Annotated in this window: 16 protein-coding genes; 6 read left to right on the forward strand and 10 right to left on the reverse strand. The window is 70.7% G+C overall.

Annotation, left to right across the window (positions count from 1 at the left end; translation table 11 throughout):
- Window positions 1–91: 91 nt before the first annotated feature.
- Both ACFY2X_RS15695 and ACFY2X_RS15700 read right to left on the reverse strand, forming a co-directional pair.
- Window positions 92–1,372: an MFS transporter gene (locus ACFY2X_RS15695; protein ID WP_389938553.1), complete on the reverse strand. Its 1,281-nt coding sequence runs from the start codon at window positions 1,370–1,372 to the stop codon at window positions 92–94.
- Between the two features lie 129 nt (window positions 1,373–1,501).
- Entirely contained in the window at window positions 1,502–2,242 is a 741-nt protein-coding gene (locus tag ACFY2X_RS15700; protein ID WP_389938379.1) for a TetR/AcrR family transcriptional regulator, read from the reverse strand.
- Window positions 2,243–2,392: 150 nt separating this feature from the next.
- Between ACFY2X_RS15700 and ACFY2X_RS15705 the strand changes: the two genes are divergently transcribed.
- Window positions 2,393–3,853, forward strand: a complete 1,461-nt coding sequence (locus ACFY2X_RS15705; protein WP_389938382.1) for an MFS transporter — start codon at window positions 2,393–2,395, stop codon at window positions 3,851–3,853.
- Window positions 3,854–3,876: 23 nt separating this feature from the next.
- Here ACFY2X_RS15705 and ACFY2X_RS15710 read toward each other — a convergent pair whose 3' ends face one another.
- On the reverse strand, window positions 3,877–5,088 hold the full coding sequence (locus ACFY2X_RS15710) for a low temperature requirement protein A (RefSeq protein WP_389938384.1): 1,212 nt from the start codon (window positions 5,086–5,088) through the stop codon (window positions 3,877–3,879).
- Between the two features lie 150 nt (window positions 5,089–5,238).
- Between ACFY2X_RS15710 and ACFY2X_RS15715 the strand changes: the two genes are divergently transcribed.
- Window positions 5,239–5,868: a TetR family transcriptional regulator C-terminal domain-containing protein gene (locus ACFY2X_RS15715; protein ID WP_389938387.1), complete on the forward strand. Its 630-nt coding sequence runs from the start codon at window positions 5,239–5,241 to the stop codon at window positions 5,866–5,868.
- 1 nt (window position 5,869) lies between these two features.
- Entirely contained in the window at window positions 5,870–6,310 is a 441-nt protein-coding gene (locus ACFY2X_RS15720; RefSeq protein WP_389938389.1) for an acyl-CoA thioesterase, read from the forward strand.
- 52 nt (window positions 6,311–6,362) lie between these two features.
- On the opposite strand, the gene ACFY2X_RS15725 is transcribed toward ACFY2X_RS15720, so the two are convergent.
- The 6 genes from ACFY2X_RS15725 to ACFY2X_RS15750 all read right to left on the reverse strand — a co-directional run bounded on the left by ACFY2X_RS15725 (window position 6,363) and on the right by ACFY2X_RS15750 (window position 14,810).
- On the reverse strand, window positions 6,363–7,079 hold the full coding sequence (locus tag ACFY2X_RS15725; protein ID WP_389938393.1) for a sulfotransferase family protein: 717 nt from the start codon (window positions 7,077–7,079) through the stop codon (window positions 6,363–6,365).
- Between the two features lie 294 nt (window positions 7,080–7,373).
- The gene (locus ACFY2X_RS15730; RefSeq protein WP_389938396.1) at window positions 7,374–8,528 is read right to left on the reverse strand and encodes a VWA domain-containing protein; all 1,155 of its coding nucleotides are present in this window, start codon (window positions 8,526–8,528) and stop codon (window positions 7,374–7,376) included.
- Window positions 8,528–10,864: a DUF5682 family protein gene (locus tag ACFY2X_RS15735; RefSeq protein ID WP_389938399.1), complete on the reverse strand. Its 2,337-nt coding sequence runs from the start codon at window positions 10,862–10,864 to the stop codon at window positions 8,528–8,530. Before ACFY2X_RS15735 ends, ACFY2X_RS15730 begins: the two co-directional genes overlap by 1 nt.
- A 108-nt stretch (window positions 10,865–10,972) precedes the next feature.
- A complete protein-coding gene (locus ACFY2X_RS15740) occupies window positions 10,973–12,040 on the reverse strand; it encodes an AAA family ATPase (protein ID WP_389938402.1) in 1,068 nt (355 codons plus the stop codon).
- The gene (locus ACFY2X_RS15745; protein ID WP_389938405.1) at window positions 12,037–13,446 is read right to left on the reverse strand and encodes a DUF5691 domain-containing protein; all 1,410 of its coding nucleotides are present in this window, start codon (window positions 13,444–13,446) and stop codon (window positions 12,037–12,039) included. Before ACFY2X_RS15745 ends, ACFY2X_RS15740 begins: the two co-directional genes overlap by 4 nt.
- A complete protein-coding gene (locus ACFY2X_RS15750) occupies window positions 13,443–14,810 on the reverse strand; it encodes an SWIM zinc finger domain-containing protein (RefSeq protein WP_389938408.1) in 1,368 nt (455 codons plus the stop codon). Before ACFY2X_RS15750 ends, ACFY2X_RS15745 begins: the two co-directional genes overlap by 4 nt.
- A gap of 134 nt (window positions 14,811–14,944) precedes the next feature.
- Between ACFY2X_RS15750 and ACFY2X_RS15755 the strand changes: the two genes are divergently transcribed.
- The 3 genes from ACFY2X_RS15755 (at window position 14,945) to ACFY2X_RS15765 (ending at window position 18,376) form a co-directional block, all read left to right on the forward strand.
- Window positions 14,945–16,255 (forward strand): ABC transporter substrate-binding protein, encoded by a 1,311-nt coding sequence (locus ACFY2X_RS15755; protein ID WP_389938411.1) that lies wholly within the window; start codon window positions 14,945–14,947, stop codon window positions 16,253–16,255.
- Window positions 16,256–16,351: 96 nt separating this feature from the next.
- Window positions 16,352–16,783 carry a cupin domain-containing protein gene (locus ACFY2X_RS15760; protein ID WP_389938414.1) on the forward strand — a complete coding sequence of 144 codons (432 nt, stop codon included), beginning with the start codon at window positions 16,352–16,354 and terminating at the stop codon, window positions 16,781–16,783.
- Between the two features lie 57 nt (window positions 16,784–16,840).
- Window positions 16,841–18,376 (forward strand): aldehyde dehydrogenase family protein, encoded by a 1,536-nt coding sequence (locus ACFY2X_RS15765; RefSeq protein WP_389938417.1) that lies wholly within the window; start codon window positions 16,841–16,843, stop codon window positions 18,374–18,376.
- Window positions 18,377–18,660: 284 nt separating this feature from the next.
- Here the strand turns inward: ACFY2X_RS15765 and ACFY2X_RS15770 are convergent, their stop codons facing one another.
- Entirely contained in the window at window positions 18,661–19,143 is a 483-nt protein-coding gene (locus ACFY2X_RS15770; protein WP_389938419.1) for a hypothetical protein, read from the reverse strand.
- Window positions 19,144–19,213 lie beyond the last annotated feature (70 nt).

A 19,213-nucleotide genomic window follows, 5' to 3' on the forward strand; every position in this document is an offset into this window, starting at 1 on the left:
TCAAGCTCGGGAAAACGCGAATCCCGCCCGAAGGCGGGACTCACCCCTCAACGCGGAGAAGGGTGGCGTTCTTCCCATGGTGCCACGGTAGTCAGGCTCTGACCCTGGCCGCGACCAGCGCCCCCGAGACCGCCAGCAGCGCGGTCAGCGCGAAGCAGAGCATGTAGGTGAGGGTCGCAGGGCCCAGCGCCGCCAGGAGCGAGCCGGTGACCGCGGCCGAGACGACCGTGTAGACCGACTCTCCGACGCCCAGCGACGCGCTGTTCTCTCCCTCCTCCCCCGGGCGCGACAGCTCCAGGACGAGCACCGACAACGTCGGGTACACGATTCCCATGCCGAGCCCGAGGACGATCTGACCGAGGAAGGCGGTGGCGACCGGAACCACGGCGAACGCGGTCAGGCCCATCAGCGCGAGACCCGAGGCGACCAGCAGGGAGCCGGCGCGCAGGACGAGGACCCGGTCGAAGCGCTTGCGGCCCACGACCCACGAGCCGAACGACCAGCTCAGCGCGCCGCCGGTCAGCGCGAGCCCGGCCATGGTGAGCGACAGGCCGCGTTCCTGGTTGAGCATCAGCGGCAGGAACGCCTCGCCGCCGATGGCCGCGCCCGCCGCGAACCCCCGCAGGGCGATCACCGAGGGCAGGCCTCGGGCCGCGCGCAGGGTGCCGGCGGGGAGCAGCCGGGGCAGCGACATGGCCAGCAGGACCAGGCCCGCGAGCAGCAGGATCAGCCCGGCGCCGCGGGCCGCGCCGCCGTACTGCATGAGCGCCGCGCCGATCGCGGTCAGCGCCGCCCAGCCCAGCCGCCGCAGGATCGGAGGCCGTGCCTCCAGCCGCGGCTGGTCCGACATCGGCGCGACGGCCAGGCCACGCCAGAGCAGCAGCGCGGCCGGGAGAAGGAGGATCATCACGCCGATGAAGACCATGCGCCAGCTCGCCTCTTCCACCACGAAGCCGGTGATGGCCGGGCCCACCATGGAGGGCACCACCCAGGCGGTGGCGAAGATCGAGAACACGCGGGGATGAAGCTCGGCCGGGTAGACCCGTGAGACCAGCACGTACATCGAGACCTGGAAGACGCCTCCGCCGAAGCCCTGGACGAACCGGCCCGCGATGAACACGTCCATCGTCGAGGCCGTCCCGGCCACCAGCAGCCCGGCGGCGAAGATCGCCACGCCCGCCCAGAGCGGCGGGATCGGTCCCTTGACGTCGCTCCATCTCCCGCTCAGCACCGTCGCGATCACCCCGGCCGCCAGCGCCCCGCTGAACGCCAGCCCGTACAGCGCGTGCCCGTCCAGTTTGTCCGCCACGACCGGCATGGCCGTCGCCACTGCCAGATATTCGTAGGCGACCAAGGAGATGAGCGCCACCATGCCGATCGTGAGGGCGCGGAATCGATCGGCGAATATTCCTACGGCGGGTGCAGGGGATACAAAAGCCGTTGCAGTAGACATGATCAGACAATACGGTCATCACCCGGCACCGGACATCGGCCTCGCAGGTCAGCCCTTGGTCGTAGGACCCGTCGCCTCTTCGACGCAGGAGGCCAGGCCGCGCAGGATCAGGTCGAGGCCGAACTCGAACCGCTCCACGCCTCCGGGGTTCATGAGGTTGTCGATCTGGGCGACGAGGTTGGGGAAGCGGTCGGTGGGCAAGCCGCGATAGAACTCCTCGACCTGGCCGAAGAACTCCCCCATGAAACTCTCCAGGTCCTTGCCGCTGGCTCGCTGCCTGGTGATGTAGAGCGAACCCTCGTAGGCGTCGGAGGAGACGTAGAGACCGAGGCGGTCGACCATCAGGCCGGCGACCTTGGGGGGCACCCCACCGGCGAGCATGATGGCCAGCTGCCCCTCGCCTATCCGCAGCGCGTTGGGCCCGGTCGGGACCGTGGCGAGGCCGACCTTGGCGATGTCGGCATGGGCGCGGAACACCCGGAACTCATCCATGATCAGCTCTCTGAGCTGCTCCAGCCAGCGTTCCGGATCGGGATCGGGCACCCGGATCTCACCCATGACCTCGTCGTAGATCAGGTCGAGCAGCTCCTCCTTGTTCTCCACGTGGGCGTAGAGCGAGGCGGGGCCGGTGCCGAGCTCCTGGGCCACCCGCCGCATGCTCAGCGCGTCCAGCCCTTCGGAGTCGATGATCCGCAGGCCGGTGGCGACGATGAGATCCCTGCTCAGGACGGTTCGCGGGGCGTTCGCCCTGCGTGCCTTGCGCCACGGAGGAGCCGGGATGTCGGTCATGCGCCGATCGTATACCGCGACGAACCGCGTTCGCGAACACCGTACTAATAACGAACCCTGTACTTGACACGAACAGTGTTCGTCCATAAAACAGTGTTCACACAAAACGAACAGCGTTCGTCAACTGACCTCCCAGACCGGAGCCCTCCGATGACCCACACGATCGACACCGGACCCACCACCGCCACGCCGTACCGCCGGCGCTGGATCGCGCTCTTCGTCATCCTCGCCGCCGAGGTGATGGACCTGCTCGACGCGATGATCACCACCATCGCCGCACCGTCCATCCAGACCGACCTGGGCGGCTCGTCGAGCATGATCCAGTGGCTTGGCGCCGGATACACCATGGCCATGGCCGTCGGCCTCGTCACCGGCGGCCGTCTCGGCGACCTCTACGGCCGCAAGCGCATGTTCGCGATCGGCGTCCTCGGATTCACCGCGAGCTCGCTGCTGTGCGGGCTGGCCCTCTCCCCCGAGATGCTCATCGGCGCGCGGGTGCTGCAGGGCCTGTTCGGCGCGGCGATGATCCCCCAGGGCCTCGGAATGATCAAGGAGATGTTCCCGCCGCAGGAGATGGCCGCGGCGATGGGCGCTTTCGGCCCGGTCATGGCCCTGTCCACGGTCGCCGGGCCGGTCCTCGGGGGCTGGCTCGTCGACGCCGACCTCTTCGGCACCGGCTGGCGCATGATCTTCCTGATCAACCTGCCGATCGGCCTGCTCGCCCTCATAGGCGCGATCTCCTACCTGCCCGAGTCCAGGCCGTCGCACGCCGCACGATTGGACCTGACGGGAGTGGGACTCGTGTCGGCCGCCTTGTTCCTGCTGATCTTCCCGCTGGTCCAGGGCCGCGACCTCGGCTGGCCCGCCTGGACCTTCGCCTCGATGGCCGCCTCGATCGTGCTCTTCGTCCTCTTCGGCCGCCACCAGTCCCGCAAGGAGCGCGCGGGCGGCGACCCCCTGGTCGTGATGAGCCTGCTCCGCAAGCGCGCCTTCAGCGGCGGCCTGCTCACCGGCGTCGTCTTCTTCTCCGGAATGGTCGGCTTCTCACTGGTGTTCGGCCTCTACACCCAGATCGCCCTGGGCTACGACCCGCTGAAGGCCGGTCTCGCCGGTCTGCCGAACGCCGTCGGCACCCTCGTGGGGTTCATCGCCGTCAACGCCTCCGGACTGGCCCAGAAGGCGGGTCGCAAGCTGATCCACATCGGCGCGATCATCATGATGGCGGGCGTCATCGGGGTAGGCGTCACCCTGGACCTGGCAGGCATGGGCGTCACCCCGTGGCAACTCGCCCCCGCCCTGGTCGTCACCGGCGCCGGGATGAGCCTGATCATGGCTCCGTTCTTCGACATCGTGCTGGCGGCGGTGGAACCCCACGAGTCCGGCACGGCCAGCGGCACCCTCACGGCCGTCCAGCAGCTCGGCAGCGCGCTGGGAACGGCCGCGATCGGCACGATCTTCTTCGGCCTGCTGGAGCGGCACTGGAGGTTCGACGAGACGATGCGGCTGACGATCTGGATCACGGTGGGGATGCTCGCCGCCACCTTCCTCACCGCCTTCCTGCTCCCGCTCCGCGCCCGGCCCGAGGAGCCGGAGAAAGCCACCCAGTCCTGAACGCGGCCTTCGGCCGGCGGGCGTCAGGCCCTCAGCCGTTTGACGCGGGGATAGGAGACGTACCAGCCGACGACGGCGACCAGCGCCACGGAGATCGACCACGCGGGCAGCCCCGCGCCGAAAGCCCCCAGCAGCACCGGGACGGCGACGCAGGGCAGGACCCACCCCAGCAGCCAGTGCGGCGGAGCCTTCACCGTCATCACGACGGCGGAGGAAGACAGAAGGTGGACAGCGAGGCCGCCGCAGAGCACCCAGAGCGTGCCCGCCCCCAGCCTTCCGTCCGGCTCGCTCGCGACGGCCCCGAGCCCGGCGGCGACAGCGGTGATGCTGGCGGTCCCGGTGAAGTGAAGAGGCAGCATCACCCGCGCGGGCGGGGTACCGGGCGCCGCCAGCAGGAGACCGTTGACGTCGAACCGTACGCTGAGCCACCACAGGCCCACGAGCAGGGCGAAGCCCGCCACGGCCGCGGCGCCCAGTTCGTACGTCCACTCGGCCTTCGAGGCCGCGCTCACCACCTGCAGGGCGGCCTCACCCAGCACGATGATCACGAACAGGCCCAGCCGCTCCTGAAGGTGACCGGCGTCAAGCTCGGCGGCGGAGGGCAGCGAGTAGGGAATCGGCCTGCCTCCTCGCCGGGTGCGGCGGTTCAGCCCCTGTTCCATCCTCGCCCGCACCACCGCCACCAGCTTGTCGGGATTGTGGCTGTGCACGATCGAGGAGACGATGTCGAGCACGATGCCCGCCGCCCACAGGTAGTAACGAGCCGGGGGCTCCACCCAGATGGAGGCGATCCAGGGGGTCATGCCCGCCCCCAGTTGCACGGCGGGCCAGTCACCCATGATCTTTCCCGTTCGCTGCCAGGTCTGAGCGGCCAGCACCCGGCAGAGGACGTACGCGATGATGAACACGTCGGTGTGGTCGTGGTGGGCGCCATGCCCACCGGCCGCGCTCGGGACCGCGGCGGCCATCACCGCGATCCCGAACATGGCGACCAGCATCAACCGCTGCCGGGTCCGTTCGGCGGAGACGTTGGCGTAGAGGGTGAACGCCGTCCACACGCTCCATATGGCGTAGTACAGCGCGGCATACGCGGCGACGGCCCACACGTCGTGGATGTCCACCAGCCGGTGGGCGAGCTGAGCGATCGCCGCGACGACGACGAGGTCGAAGAACAACTCCAGCCAGCTCACACGCCGCTCATGCTCCTGAGCCGCCGCGGCCCCCTGATCACTCATGACCGTTACTATCCCACGTTTCACTTTCGTCACATTCAAGCCGGTTTGCGGCTGACAGCACCGCGACCTCTACCGGCGGACGGCCCGGCTCCCCATCTCGCGGAGAAATATTTCCGACCGGTCGGTCATATTCTTTGCTATGGTGACGACGTGATCGACGGACGGCTCCAGCGTGGAGAGCGGACCCGCCAGGCGGTGCTCGACAGCGCCGTCCGGCTGGCCTCGGTCGAGGGACTCGAAGGCCTGTCACTCGCCCGCATCAGCCAGACTCTTAACGTCAGCAAATCCGGACTTTTTGCACATTGGCCTGACAAACAAACGCTCCAGCTCGCGATAGTGGAGCACGCCCGGCAGCAGTGGGTCGACCAGATCGTCAGGCCGGCCCTCCGCGAGCCCCGGGGCCTGCGCAGGCTGTGGGCACTGCACGAGAATCGCCTGGCCTTCTACGGCGGCGGCCAACTCCCCGGCAGCTGCTTCTTCAACGCGGTGGACGGCGAGTTCGACGACCGGCCGGGGCCGGTGCACGACGCGATCGCCGCCGCCGGCCGCGCCTGGATGGACCTGCTGACCGGGCTCGTCGAACGGGCCGTCGAGGCCGGGGATCTGCGACCCGGCACGGACACCGGACAGCTCGCCTTCGAGATCGAGGCGCTGGGCAAGGCCGTGGTGATCCTCACGCACCTGCTCCACCGTGAGCGCGCCTACGCCTACTCCCGCCGCGCGGTCCTCGACCGGCTCCGCGCCCTCGCGACCGACCCCAGCATCCTCCCGGAGGCCTGACATGACCACCGCCCTGCGAATCGGGCACATCCAGCCCGTCCAGGTCCACTTCGACGACCTCGACGCCATGGGCGTCGTGCACAACGCCCGCTACGTCCTGCTGCTGGAGCGGGCGCTGTCGGGCTACTGGGCCGAGCACGGCTGGATCTTCAACCCCGCCCAGCCGCACTTCGCCGAGATCTTCTTCATGGTCCGCGAGTTCTCCATCACCTACCACGTGCCGATCAGCGATGTGGGCGAGGCCGCGGTGCACTTCTGGGTGGAGCACCTCGGCACGAGCAGCCTGGTGTACGGCTTCCGCCTGCTGTCGCCCGGCCACGACGTCGTGCACGCCGAGGGCCGCCGCGTCCAGGTTCTCCTGGACCCCGCCACGCGCAAACCGCGCCCGATAGGCCCGGCCCTGCGCGAGTCACTCCAGCGGCTGACGGCCGTCACGCCTTGATCCACCTGGCGGGGAGACCTGCCGGGCGGATCAAGACGGTGGTTTCAGAACATCAGGGGGCAGAGCCGAAGGGCGAGATCATCTCTTCCCCGGCCATCATCCGCGCGATGTTGCGCCGCATCGACTCGGAGTCGTTGAGGTGCGGGAAAGGCTCGTCCGCCGGGGGTTCGACACCGAGGAAGTCGCACAGCGGCCCCCAGCCCTGACCGACCTCGAAGACGAGCAGGCGATCGGCGGGCAGGCTGTCCTGGACGGTGGCCACGTGCCGGCGAAAGACCTGGACGGCGTGCTCCTCGTCGAGCGGGTCCTGTCCGAAGCGCCAGTCCGCTCCGAAGGTGGACTTCCCCATCGCCTCCAGCGCCGGCTGGAAGCGCATGATGGCGCGCAACGCCTCGGGCAGTTCCTCCGGTGAGCGCCCGCCGGGGTTCGGTGGGTTCTGGCCCTGGGTGCGGGAGATCAGGGTCTGGAAACTGGCATACCAGCGGTGAGGGTCGCGGACCGTGAGGATGACCTTGGCGTCGGGGTAGGCCTCCGCCAGCCTCTGCCAGAAGTAGCTGGCCGGCCAGTCCACCGCCGACCGGTAACCGTCGAACATCTGGTCCCAGTCAGCGGGTTCGCCGGTGGCGACAGGAAGCCACCGGTCGACCTGCTCGGGGCGTGTCAGCACTTCGAACATGTGATGGCAGGGGCCGAACCCCAGCCGTTCCAGGGCCGCCTTGAGCGAGGTCGTCCCCGTGCGCGGGAACCCCGCGCCGATCACCTTCAACATCTCTCGTGCCTCCTGTCGGGTGCCGCCACGTGGCTTCGGCGGGCGTGTGCCCTCCGGCGGGGCGTCCTCGGCGCCACGGGGCATCCGCGAGGGCCCGGCCGCGCATGAACTCCCGGAGGAGCCCGCGGCGCGCTACCGGCCGGAGCCCCTCCCCCGCTCTCGATCTTGCTCCCTTACAGGCGATCTTGTCTATGAGTTGGAAGGCAAACGAAAACCGCGGTATGAACGGCGCGCCGAGTCGCGTTGGCCTCGTGGCGGGGACGGGCCGCCGTGCCGTCCTCGCCACGACGCCGGTCAGGTGGCCGTGCGCTCCAGTTCCCGCTCGGCCCACTGCCCGATGTCGCGGCGCTCGATCGCGGCGGCCATCAGGCCGGGGAAGGCATCGGGCGTGCAGGCGAAGGCGGGCACCCCCATGGCGGCGAGTGCGGCGGCGTTGTCGCGGTCGTAGAAGGGCGCGCCCTCATCCGACAGCGCGAGCAGCACGATCACCTGGACTCCGGCCGCGGTCATCTGGGCGACCCTGCGGAGCATCTCCTCCCGGACTCCGCCCTCGTAGAGGTCGCTGATCAGGATGAAGATCGAGTCGGTGGGCCGGGTGATGAGGCCCTGGCTGTAGGCGATGGCGCGGTTGATGTCGGTGCCGCCGCCGAGCTGGGTGCCGAACAGCAGCTCCACCGGGTCGTGGAGCTGGTCGGTGAGATCGACGACCGCGGTGTCGAAGACCACCAGCGACGTCTTGAGCGAGCGCATCGAGGCGAGGACCGCGCCGAAGACGCTCGAATAGACGACGGAGGCGGCCATCGACCCGCTCTGGTCGATGCAGAGCACGACCTCGCGCTGAACCGCCCGTTGCCGCCTGCCGTACCCGACCAGCCTTGACGGCACCACGGTGTTCCGCTCGGGCAGGTAGTTCTTCAGGTTGGCCCGGATCGTGCGGTCCCAGTCGATGTCGGCGACCCGTTTGGGCCGGTGGGTCCGTGCCGACCGGTCCAGCGCCCCCGTCACGGCCGCCTTCGTCTTCTGCGTGAGCCGCCGTTCCAGCTCCGAGACGACCTTGCGGACCAGCGCGCGGGCCGACTCACGCGCCTTTTCGGGCATCACCCGGTTGAGCGACAGGAGCGTGCCGACCATGTGAACGTCCGGCTCGACCGCTTCCAGCATCTCCGGCTCCAGCAGCAGCCGGGTCAGGTTCAGCCGCTCGACGGCGTCCTTCTGCATGACCTGGACGACGGTCGAGGGAAAGTAGGAGCGGATGTCGCCCAGCCAGCGCGCCACCCTGGGCGCGGAGGCGCCGAGCCCGCCGCTCCGCTCGCTCTCGCCCGTGCCCCCGCTGTTGTAGAGCGCGGCGAGGGCACCGTCCATCTGGGCGTCGGTTCCGCCGAGTGCGCACCCGGTGCCGTCGGCGTCCCCGCCGAGCACCAGCCGCCAGCGGCGCAGCCTCTCGTCCATCACTGGCCCTCCGTCTTTCCCAGAATCATCAGCACGGTCCGCACGGCCGCCGCCGCGCGCTCGTCGTCGAGCTGCGCCGCGCCTTCCGCTCCGGAGGTCGTTCCGGTCGCGAGCGAGCGGACCCGCGAACCGATCGAGCGCCGCTCGGGCGCGGCGAAGGCACCGAACGTCCGGCGCAGCAGGGGCAGCACGTCCACGAACGTCTCCGGGGCGAGCCCGGTGAGCCACTCGTCGACCAGTGCGAGCAGCCGGGCGTCGTGGACGAGCAGCAGCCCGCCGCCCGACAGGAATCCCTCGATCCAGGCCGCCGCCCGGGCCGGGGGGTGCCCGGCCGACATCGCCCGCGACATCCGCGGGCCGACCTGCCCGGAGTCGAGGTCTCCGGCGTCCAGCAGGATCCTGGTGAGCCGCCCCTCGATCAGGCCGTGCACGTCGGAGCGGCCCGACACGCCGCGCAGCGTGCTCAGCCACCGCGCCTGGGGCGTTTCCTCCCCGGTGCCCCCGTCGAGCAGCGCCACGGCGGCCTGCACCCCGTCGATGTGGCGCAGCAGGTCGCGGGCGGCGTCGTCGTCCAGCCCGGTGACCGCTCCGCCCAGCCCGACGCAAATCCTGGTGAGCAGGGCGTCGACGATGGCGGCCAGCCCGGTGGCGGGGGTGCCCCGCACGTCGCCGTAGCGCTGGGCGCGGACCATCGCGGGAAGCGCGGCCATCAGGTGTGTGACGTCGCTGTCGAGCGCGGCCCGCGCCGACAGCGAGTCGAGCACGTACGGCAGCGCGTCCGGCAGATCCGCCAGCAGGCACCGCTCGACCAGCCCGGTGAGGCCGGCCAGCGAGACCCCGGCGGACGCGGCGCCCGGCCCGCCACCCGGCATCCCGGACCCCGGCCCGGCCGCCGTCTGGCCGGAGGCTCCCTGCGGCGTGGCCGAGCCGGTCGGCCGTGCTCCGTCCGCGAGATCGCGGACGCGGGCGGTGGCCGCGGCGGGGACGGTGGTGCCCCAGGCGCTCGCCTCGATCAGGTCGATGTCGAACTCGGGACGCCAGGCGAGCGTCCACGACTCTCGGAAGGTGCCCTTGCTCCGGCTCTCCTGAGGAGTGCCCCAGCCGATTCCGAGCAGCCGCAGCCGGTGCAGCAACCTGCTGCGCTCCAGATCGAGGGGCTTGCGCAGGTCGAGATCGTGCTCGCGGTCCAGCGCCTCGGGTTTGAGCTTCAGCCGGCGCTGCTCCTCGCGAAGGTGACGCTGGAGGGGGACCATCGGGGTCGCGTCGGGGACGTGGCCAAACCTGTCTCCCACGACCATGCGCCGCTGGATCAGCTCCACCGGCAGGTCGTCGCCCTCGCACAGTACGGCTCTGACCGCCTCGGTGGCCTCCTCCAGACCCGCCAGCGGACGCCCCCTGAGCACGGCCAGGCTCTGCGCGAGCCGTACCGCCTCGATGACGTGCGCGGAGGAAACCGGCAGGTCCTCGTCGCGCAGCACCCCCGCGGCCGCCGTCAGCCACCGTTCCACCGGGCGATCGGGCGAGACGAACAGGTGGTGGTACCAGCCCGGCGACGTCACCCCCGCGCCGTATCCGCTCCAGGCGGCCAGCCGCCCGTACGTCCACGGCACCCAGGTCATCTCGACCTTGACCTTGGGCAGCCCCTTGAGCAGCGCGTCGTCGGCCTTCACCGTGGGCAGCCCGGCACCCCAGGCCTCGCCCTCCCGGGACGGCCCGGCCAGCGCGGGCACGTGCCAGGCGCCGCAGACGACGGCGACCCGTTCGAACCCGTCCTTGACCGCCCTGCGGATCGTGCGCCGCATGAACGCCTCACGCCGGGATTCATACTCGTCGGCGACATGTCCCTCACGGACCGCCGCCATCGCCTCGGCGATCACCTGGAACGGCGTGTCCCCCCGGTGCTCGACCACGTCCTCCCACCAGCGCTCCGGATCGTCGTATCCGGCGGCGTGAGCGAGCGTCCCGATCGGATCGGATCGTACGGCGGGCACCCCGGCCTCCTCCGGCTCGTCGCGCCCGGCGGCGAGGCTGTGGACCGCGGGCAGATCGCAGAAACGGACCGGGACGCCCACCTCCACGGCGTAGCGGATCGCCTGCCACTCGGGGGAGAACACCGCGAACGGCCAGAAGGCGGCCTTGGACGGCTCTCCCGGCACATGGGCCAGCAGCGCCACCGGCGGTTCGAGATCGGGCTCCTCGGCCAGCTCGACCAGGCTGTCGGCCTCGGGCGGACCCTCGATGAGCACGATGTCCGGCTTGAGCCGTTCCAGCTCGTCTCTCAGGGAACGCGCCGACCCTGGCCCGTGGTGCCGGATCCCCAGCACGGAGACACTCATGGGCACCCTCCGGCCACCGGGGCGCCCATCCGCGCGGCTGGGAACGGGTCACGCCGGGCGGCACCCGGTGCCGCCGGACGGAACGGCCTCATCTCGGCGGCCCGCGCCTCAGCCCGCGTCACGGCAGGCCCGGTAGAAGTCGCGCCAGTCCTGGCGCTCGCGGACGACGGTCTCCAGATATTCCCGCCAGACGACCCGGTCGGAGACCGGGTCCTGAACCACGGCGCCGGCGATCCCGGCGGCCACGTCGGAGGGGCGGAGCACGCCGTCACCGAAGTGGGCGGCCAGCGCGATGCCGTTGGTGATGACGGAGATGGCCTCGGCGGTGCTGAGGGTGCCGCTGGGAGACTTGACCTTGGTGCGGCCGTCTTCGGTGACACCGGTGCGCAGCTCACGGAAGACCGTGACGACACGGCGGATCTCCTCCAGCCCGGTCATGGTCTCGGGCAGCTCCAGGGAGCGGCCGAGCTGGTCGACGCGGCGGGAGACGATGTCCACCTCCTCCTCGGCGGTGGCGGGAACCGGCAGCACGACCGTGTTGAACCTGCGGCGCAGCGCGCTGGACAGGTCGTTGACGCCCCGGTCGCGGTCGTTGGCGGTGGCGATGACGTTGAAACCGCGCGAAGCCTGGACCTCCTCGTTGAGCTCGGGGATCGGCAGCGTCTTCTCCGACAGCACCGTGATCAGCGCGTCCTGGACATCGGAGGGCATGCGGGTCAGCTCCTCCACCCGGGCGATCCGTCCCTCGGCCATCGCGCGCATCACCGGGCTGGGGGTGAGCGCCTCCCTGGACGGGCCCTCGGCCAGCAGGCGGGCGTAGTTCCAGCCGTAGCGGATGGCCTCCTCGGCGGTGCCCGCCGTACCCTGCACGAGCAGGGTGGAGTCGCCGCTGATCGCGGCGGCCAGGTGCTCCGACAACCAGGTCTTGGCGGTTCCGGGCACACCGAGCAGCAGCAGGGCGCGGTCGGTGGCGAGGGTCGCCACGGCCACTTCCACGATGCGCCGGGGCCCGATGTATTTCGGGGTGACCCGGTCACCGTCTCCCAGGATGTAGGTGGTCACCGCCCAGGGGGACAGCTTCCAGCCGGGCGGCCGGACCCGGTCGTCGTCCTTCGCAAGGATCGCCAGCTCCTCGGCGTACTGGTCTTCGGCATGGGCCCGCAGAACCGTTGTCACGAAAGCTCCTTCAACATGTCGTTACGGAAACGCAGGAGGGCGGCGACCTCCTGGATGGGCGGTTCGAGCGAGAGCCGCTCGGCCACGCCGTACAGGGCGGGGTCGATGCGCTCACCGGCGAGCTTGGTCAGCTCGCCGAGGTTCCAGGGCTGGGTGCCCGAAACGGCGAGGATCTTCTCCAGCACGGCCTGGGCCAGGCCGGGCCCCCAGGGCGCCGAGGCGCCGCCGAGAACCATGATCAGCTGGCCGTCCAGGCCGTGGCGCCGGACGAAGTCGGCCGCGACGCTCTCCTGCTCGGCGCGGGGCAGCGAGGCCAGCAGATCGGCGAGCGGGTCCCAGGCGAACAGCTCCCGGGCCCACTCCGGATCGCCCTGGAGCACGGTCGCCCTGATCCACCCCGCCATGACCTCCCGCCCCCAGTCGACGACTTTCATGCGGACGAGCTCGCGGGGCGAACGGCCGAGCAACCGGGTCCAGACACCGAGCGGAGTGCGTGCCACGATCTGCTGGAGCCACCAGCTTTTCTCACCGGTTCCCCGGGGAGGCTTGGCCCGGATGCCGTCGCGTTCCATCGCGGCGTCGCAGGCGACGGGCGGGGTGACCTGGATCTTCCCGCCCTCGACGGTGAAACGGCCGGCCACCCGCTCGGCCATCCGCAGGGCCAGGCGCGAGTCCGGCAGCCGGGTGAGCAGGTCGGCGGCCTGGTGGCGGACCTCCCGGCGCCGGTCGTCGAGCGCGGCCTCCAGGAACGGCTCGTCGTCCGGCGAGAGCCGGTCGGCGAGAACCTCCAGGAACGCCACCCGGTCGTCGGGGGCCTCTTTCTCCCAGGTCGTCGCGAGCAGTTTCCTGGCCTCCGCCGGGTCGGCCGCCCGCAGCGCGCCCAGGTAGGCGCGGCGGTCTCCGGAGGTCCCGAGCTCCCAGACCTCCGGGGCGTCGTCGGATCCGTTCACGGCGACCGCGGTGATCTCCTCCAGGAGGAAGCTCCAGTCCGGATTGAGCCCGGCGAGCCAGCGACCCCGGTTCCCGGCGAGGACGCCGAGGTGCGGCCGGATCGACCGGTCCCTGGCCGCCTGGTCGAGAAGCTCGGGCAGCAGGTGCGGCGAGATCCGGTAGCCGCGCCCGGCCGCGGTCTCCAGCCATTCGGCGAGCAGCCTCGGCCGCTCGCCGCCGAGGATCCGGGCGAGCCGGTCGCCCGCGGCGCGCGAGACCTCGGGCTGGTCTTCGGGCGGGGCGGCGCCCAGCGGCTCGCCCCCGGCGGGCTTCCCGCCGGCTCGCATCCGGATCGTGTGGACGGCGGCGCGCTCGAGAAGCTCGATCTCGGCGGCGGAGTCGCCGGAAAGAGGGCGGCGGTCGGTACCGACGAGCGCGGCGGAGACCAGGTCCTCCCATTCGGTCGAGGTGTTCACAGCACGATCACCCGGCCTTCCTCGTCCCAGGTCGTGAGGGGCCGCAGGCCTCTCGGGGTCCATTCGGCGGCGACGGTCAGCGGGTGGCCGCCGGAGGTCGCGATCAGCCGCCAGGGGGTGCCGGCGGACGGGTGCAGCGTGAGTCCCCCGCCGAGGCCGGCCAGCAGCCAGGAGCCGTTCTTGGCGGGAGTCACCGAGTCGAGCACGACGGGCCAGGAGTCCAGCCAGGGATCGCCCGCCAGGGCCCCGGCCACCTCATCCAGAGCCTCCTCCACGGTGGATCCGGGCGCGGGGCCTGCGGGAACGCTGTCGTGGCGGGTGGCGACCAGGGCGCGGAACGGGGATGAGCCGGGATAGAACGCCAGGTCGGCGTCCAGGGTCGTGCCGGTGACGAGCGAGGCGTCGAGAGCCTGGCCGACGGGGGCGAAGGAAAGCACGAGCGCCGCCCGGCCCGTTTTCCTGCCGCGGAGCCAGACCCGGCGCGCGACCAGCCGGTCGTGCTCCTCGTCACGGCGTCCGAGCACGTCCCACATGTCGCGGACCGTCTTCCCCGCGAGGACCTCCTCTTTCGTGACCGGGAAGCCGACCCTCTCGCGGACCCTCCGCAGGAGCTCGGCGCCGGACGGATGTGGCGTCTCCGATCCCGCCTGGCGGTCCGGGCCGTCCGCGGGCTCCTGTTCCGCCGGGGCGGAGGGCGCGGACAGGCGGCGGTGGGCCACCGACAGCAGGTGCAGCAGGGCGTATTCGCTCAGGAGACGGGCGGGCCAGTCTTCGGTGGCCAGGACGGCGCTCAGCCGGGAGACGGTGCCCGCGACGCCCGGGGCCTGGGCGTCGATCAGGCGTTTGGCGAGGCCGTCCCAGTGATCGTGACTCCGGGATCCGGCGATGCCCTGCCTGATCTGGTCGGCGAGCCAGCGCTCCAGCTCCGACAGGCCGGTGGCCACGCGTTGCTCGCGCTGCGCGGCCCGGCTAGTGTCGATGGCAGAGCCCGAATCCGCCTGAGCGGCCGGACGGGCCGCGGCCTTGGCGGCGCGATCGCGCCGCTGGTCGAGCCACTCGGCCACCCAGTCCGCAGGCTCGTCGGCGGCCGGAACACCGTCGGCCGACCACAGCAGCAGCAGGCCGAGGGCGTGCTTGCACGGAAACTTCCGGCTCGGACAACTGCATCGGTAGGCGGGCTCGGACAGGTCCACACATGCCCGGTAGGGCTTGGACCCGCTGCCCCGGCAGTCGCCCCACACCGCATCATCCGTGACTCCGGTCCCCGACCACTTGCCCGGTGAGGACACTCCTTGGGCCGCTTTCTGGGATGAGGCGTCGGGCGCGAGCGCGAGCACCTGATCCCGGTTCCACCGTTCGATCACGGTCCGAACGCTAGCCAACCCCGCCGACAAAAATCCGTGAAGGAACGGTCCGGTACAAATCCGGTATTACGTCTACTGTATTCAAAATTCAGTATTCACAGCGTAATGCAGCACCGTTCGTCGAGGAGCAGCATGTGAAGAGAATCCACGTCATCGCCGGGATCATGACCGCCGGCGTGCTCACGATGAGCGGCTGCGCCACCGGGGGCGCCCCCACGAAGGACACGCCGGAACCCACGCAGAATCCGGGCACCAGGTTATCCGGGGAGATCACGATCTGGTCGTGGGACGTCGCGGCGGAGGCGATACGGCGCCTGGCCCCCCAGTTCGAGAAAGTCCACCCCGAGGTGAAGGTCCAGGTGGTGGACATCGGTTATGACAACGCCTACAAAAAGATCACGATGGGCCTTGAGTCCGGCTCCGGGCTGCCCGATGTGATCACCCTGGAGGACGACCACATCCCCGGGTACGCCGAGAACTTCCCCAACGGCCTGGTGGACCTGAGCGGCGTCGCGGGCAAATACAAGGCCGACTTCGACCGGGCCAAATGGGCCGCCGCCTCCTCGGGCAAGGCTCTGTTCGCGCTGCCGTGGGACTCCGCCCCGGTGGCGCTGTATTACCGCCGCGACTACTTCCAGCAGGCGGGAGTCGACCCCGGGTCCATCGTCACCTGGGACGACGCGGTCAGGGCGGGCGAGAAGATCAAGCGGGCCACCGGGAAGCGGCTGTTCGTCTCCGACTTCACGACCGCCGGCACGTTCACCATCCTGCTCCAGCAGCTCGGCCAGGGCTACTTCAAGGACGGCAAGGTCGCGGTGAACAGCCCCGCAGCGGTCAGGGCGCTGACCCTGCTCAAGACCCTCAGGGACAAGGACCTGCTGCAGAACGAGAAGGGCTGGAACGGCCTGGTCACCGCGACCAAGGAGGGCAGGGTCGCCACCCAGCCGACCGCCGTCTGGTGGAGCGGGACACTGACCGGGGAGATGCCCGAACTGTCGGGCAGGTTCGGGGTCGTCCCGCTGCCCGCCTTCAACCCCAACGGCATCCGTACCTCCTCCAACGGGGGCTCGGCACTGGCCATCACCTCGCAGACGAAGAACCATGACGCCGCCTGGGCATTCATCGAATGGCTGCTCACCCGCAAGGACAACCAGGTCTCCATGATGAGGACCGAGGCCCTGTTCCCCGCCTACCTGCCCGCGCTGACCGATCCGCTCTTCGACCAGCCGCAGCCGTACTTCGGAGGGCAGCAGGTCAACCGCCTGTTCGCCGACGAGGTGCGGAACATCCCGCCGATCGAGCTGACCGGGGACGACGCCCAGGCTCAGGAGATACTGAAGAAGGCCGTCTCCGGCACGCTGCTGGACGGCGACGACCCCAAGACCGCACTCGACAAGGCCGCCACCCGGATCGCGGCCGTGACCAAGCGGCCTCTCTCGCAATGACGCCCCGCGGCAGAACCTTCGGCGGACCTCACCGCAAGCCCGGCGACTCGCCCGGCGGAACGCCCAAGGGGTGATCCTTTCTCTAGGATCTGTGCAATGACTACACCTGCCCGTCCCTCGCTCGCCGAAGCCCTCGACCTGCTGCCGCACCCCGAGGGCGGCTGGTACCGGGAGACCTGGAAGACCTCCGTCGAACTCACCCCGCCGGGGTACGGCGGGGCACGGGCCACCGCCACCGGGATCTATTTCCTGCTGGAGCCGGGCGAGGAGTCGCGCCCGCACGTGGTCCGCTCCGACGAGGTGTGGCTCTGGCATCGGGGCGGCCCGCTGACCTTGACCCTCGGCGGCCATGAGGGACAACCGGTCAGCACGGTGACCCTCGGTCCCGCGGTGGAGGAGGGGCAGGTTCCGCAGGCCCTGGTTCCCGCCGGAACCTGGCAGGCCGCCCGCCCGGCAGGGCACGAGGGGGTGCTCGTGAGCTGTGTCGTCTCCCCCGGATTCGACTTCGCCGACTTCCGCATGGTGTGACGACTCGCCCGTCTGCGGGAAGAATGCGGTCACAAACCCCATATGAGGAGGTCAACGGTGACCCGCGAGATCGTCTCCGTCATCGGCGGAAAGCAGGCCCCCAACGGCACGGCCTACGACTCGATCAACCCGGCCCGCGTGGACGAGGTGGTCGCACGAGTCCAGCTGGCCGACGCGGAGACATTCTCCTCCGCATGCCGTACGGCTGCCGAAGCGCAGAAGGAGTGGGCGCAGGTGCCCGCGCCCGTCCGGGGCAGGGTGATCGCCTCGATCGGGCGGCTGGTGGAGGCCAACGCCGAGTCCCTGGCCCGCCTGGTCACCCGGGAGATCGGCAAGCCGCACGCCGAGGCCCTCGGCGAGGTCCGCGAGATCGTCGACACGTGCGACTTCTTCCTCGGCGAGGGGCGGCGGCTCTACGGGCAGACGGTGCCCTCGGAGATGCCCGACAAGAACCTGTTCACCTTCCGGGTTCCGGTCGGGGTGGCCGCGGTCATCACGGCGGGCAACTTCCCGGTCGCGGTGCCGTCCTGGTACCTCGTTCCGGCGCTGCTGTCCGGCAACGCGGTGGTGTGGAAGCCCGCGGAGTACGCCGCGGCCTCCGCGCACGCGCTCTACCGGCTGTTCGCGGCCGCCGGGCTGCCCGAGGGAGTGCTGAACCTCGTGCTCGCCGACGGCCCCGCGACGTTCGAGGGCCTGGAGTCGGCGCTGGCCGAGGGCACGGTGCACAAGGTCGGCTTCACCGGCTCCACCGAGGTCGGCAGGAGGATCGGTGAGCTGTGCGGGCGGCACCTCCAGTCGCCCTGTCTGGAGCTCGGCGGCAAGAACCCGATGGTGGTCATGCCCGACGCCGACCTGGACCTGGCGGTGGAGGGCGCGCTGTTCGCCGGGTTCGGCACGGCGGGGCAGCGCTGCACCTCGCTCGGCACGGTCATCGTGCACGAAAGCGTCCATGACGAGTTCCTCGACCGCTACACGCGGGCCGTGGCGGCCGCGACGATCGGCGACCCGGCCGGTGACGTGCTGTGCGGGCCGCTCCTCGACCACAAGTTCGCCTCCCGATACGAGGAGTTCCTGGGCTGGATCCAGCCGCACCACACGGTCGTCTCCGGCCCGGCCGGCCGGATCACCGGCGACAACCCGCGCGGAGATTTCTCCGGGGACGGAGGGCTCTACTACCACCCGGTGATCGTGGACGGCGTGCGCGCCGACGACCGGCTGTTCATGGAGGAGACCTTCGGCCCGATCGTGGGCGTGACCACCTTCTCGACGCTGGACGAGGCCGTCGAGCTGGCCAACCGGCCCGGCTACGGGCTGTCCTCCTCCATCTACACCACCGACCCCAAGTCCGCCTTCCGCTTCCGCGCCGGCATCGGCGCGGGCATGGTCAGCGTCAACAACTCCACCTCCGGCGCGGAGGCGCACCTGCCCTTCGGCGGGAACGGCAAGTCCGGCAACGGCAGCCGCCAGTCGGGCATGTGGGTGCTCGACCAGTTCACCCGCTGGCAGGCGATGAACTGGGACTACTCGGGCAGGCTGCAGAAGGCCCAGATGGACGTCGCCGAGATCGTCCCCGATCTGGACTTCCGGCTCTGACTTTGCCGTGCCGAGGGATTGCCCCCACCGTGATCGCGGCATGTCCGTAGGTGAGGGAGGTGCCGCGGCGGCCGATGTGATCCTCACGGGCGGATCGGCTCCGGGGTCCCCGGCACCTGTCTCACCTCTTCACCGCCGACCCGCGTGCCGTTCCTGAGGGGCGCCCGTACGGCAGGGGCACCCGTACGGCCCGCGGGGTCGCCGTCCGCCTGGAAGGTCACCAGACCGGCCGGGACCCGTGAGGGACCGCGTGCTGCGGCGCGGTCCCTCACGGATTCACGCGTTCAGTGGTGCGCGGCGACGTACTGGACCGCCTCGAAGCTCGTGAGGAGCAGGAAGGCGATCCCGAGAAGCGCGTAGAGCAGGACGGGCGGCCTGCGGCGCCCAGGCCTCGACCCCCGGGAGGGCGCCGGACCGGACTTCGCGGCCGGGACCCGCGCGGGCGCGGAGTCCGGTTTCACCGCCGGGGCCGGCACGGGGCCGGGCTTCGCGGCCGGCGCGGGCCTGCCCCCGCGGACGGCACGGTGCGGGCGGTTGCCCGTGGGGAACGCCTTCACGCTGGCGTCGCCACAGCCGGGGCAGCTCACTCCCGACCAGGGCGGCTGTACCAGCACACCGGACCGCAGCCAGAGCACGACGTCGTGGCCGTGCTCGTCGGTCAGGCGGCGGACGAGATATTCCTCCTGCCAGAGGCGCCCGCAGTGCAGGCACTCCATCGGCCAGGTCTCGCGAGTGCTGAACTCCTCGTGCACGGGGACCACCCCCATCGTGACACCGGTACCCGACCCGAGTGTGAGCGCGGTTTCGCGTGGCGGCAAGCGCCGGGCACGCGTGAAT

It is taken from the genome of Streptosporangium sp. NPDC000396 (genome assembly GCF_042898655.1).
In the GTDB taxonomy this organism is placed as follows: Bacteria; Actinomycetota; Actinomycetes; order Streptosporangiales; family Streptosporangiaceae; genus Streptosporangium.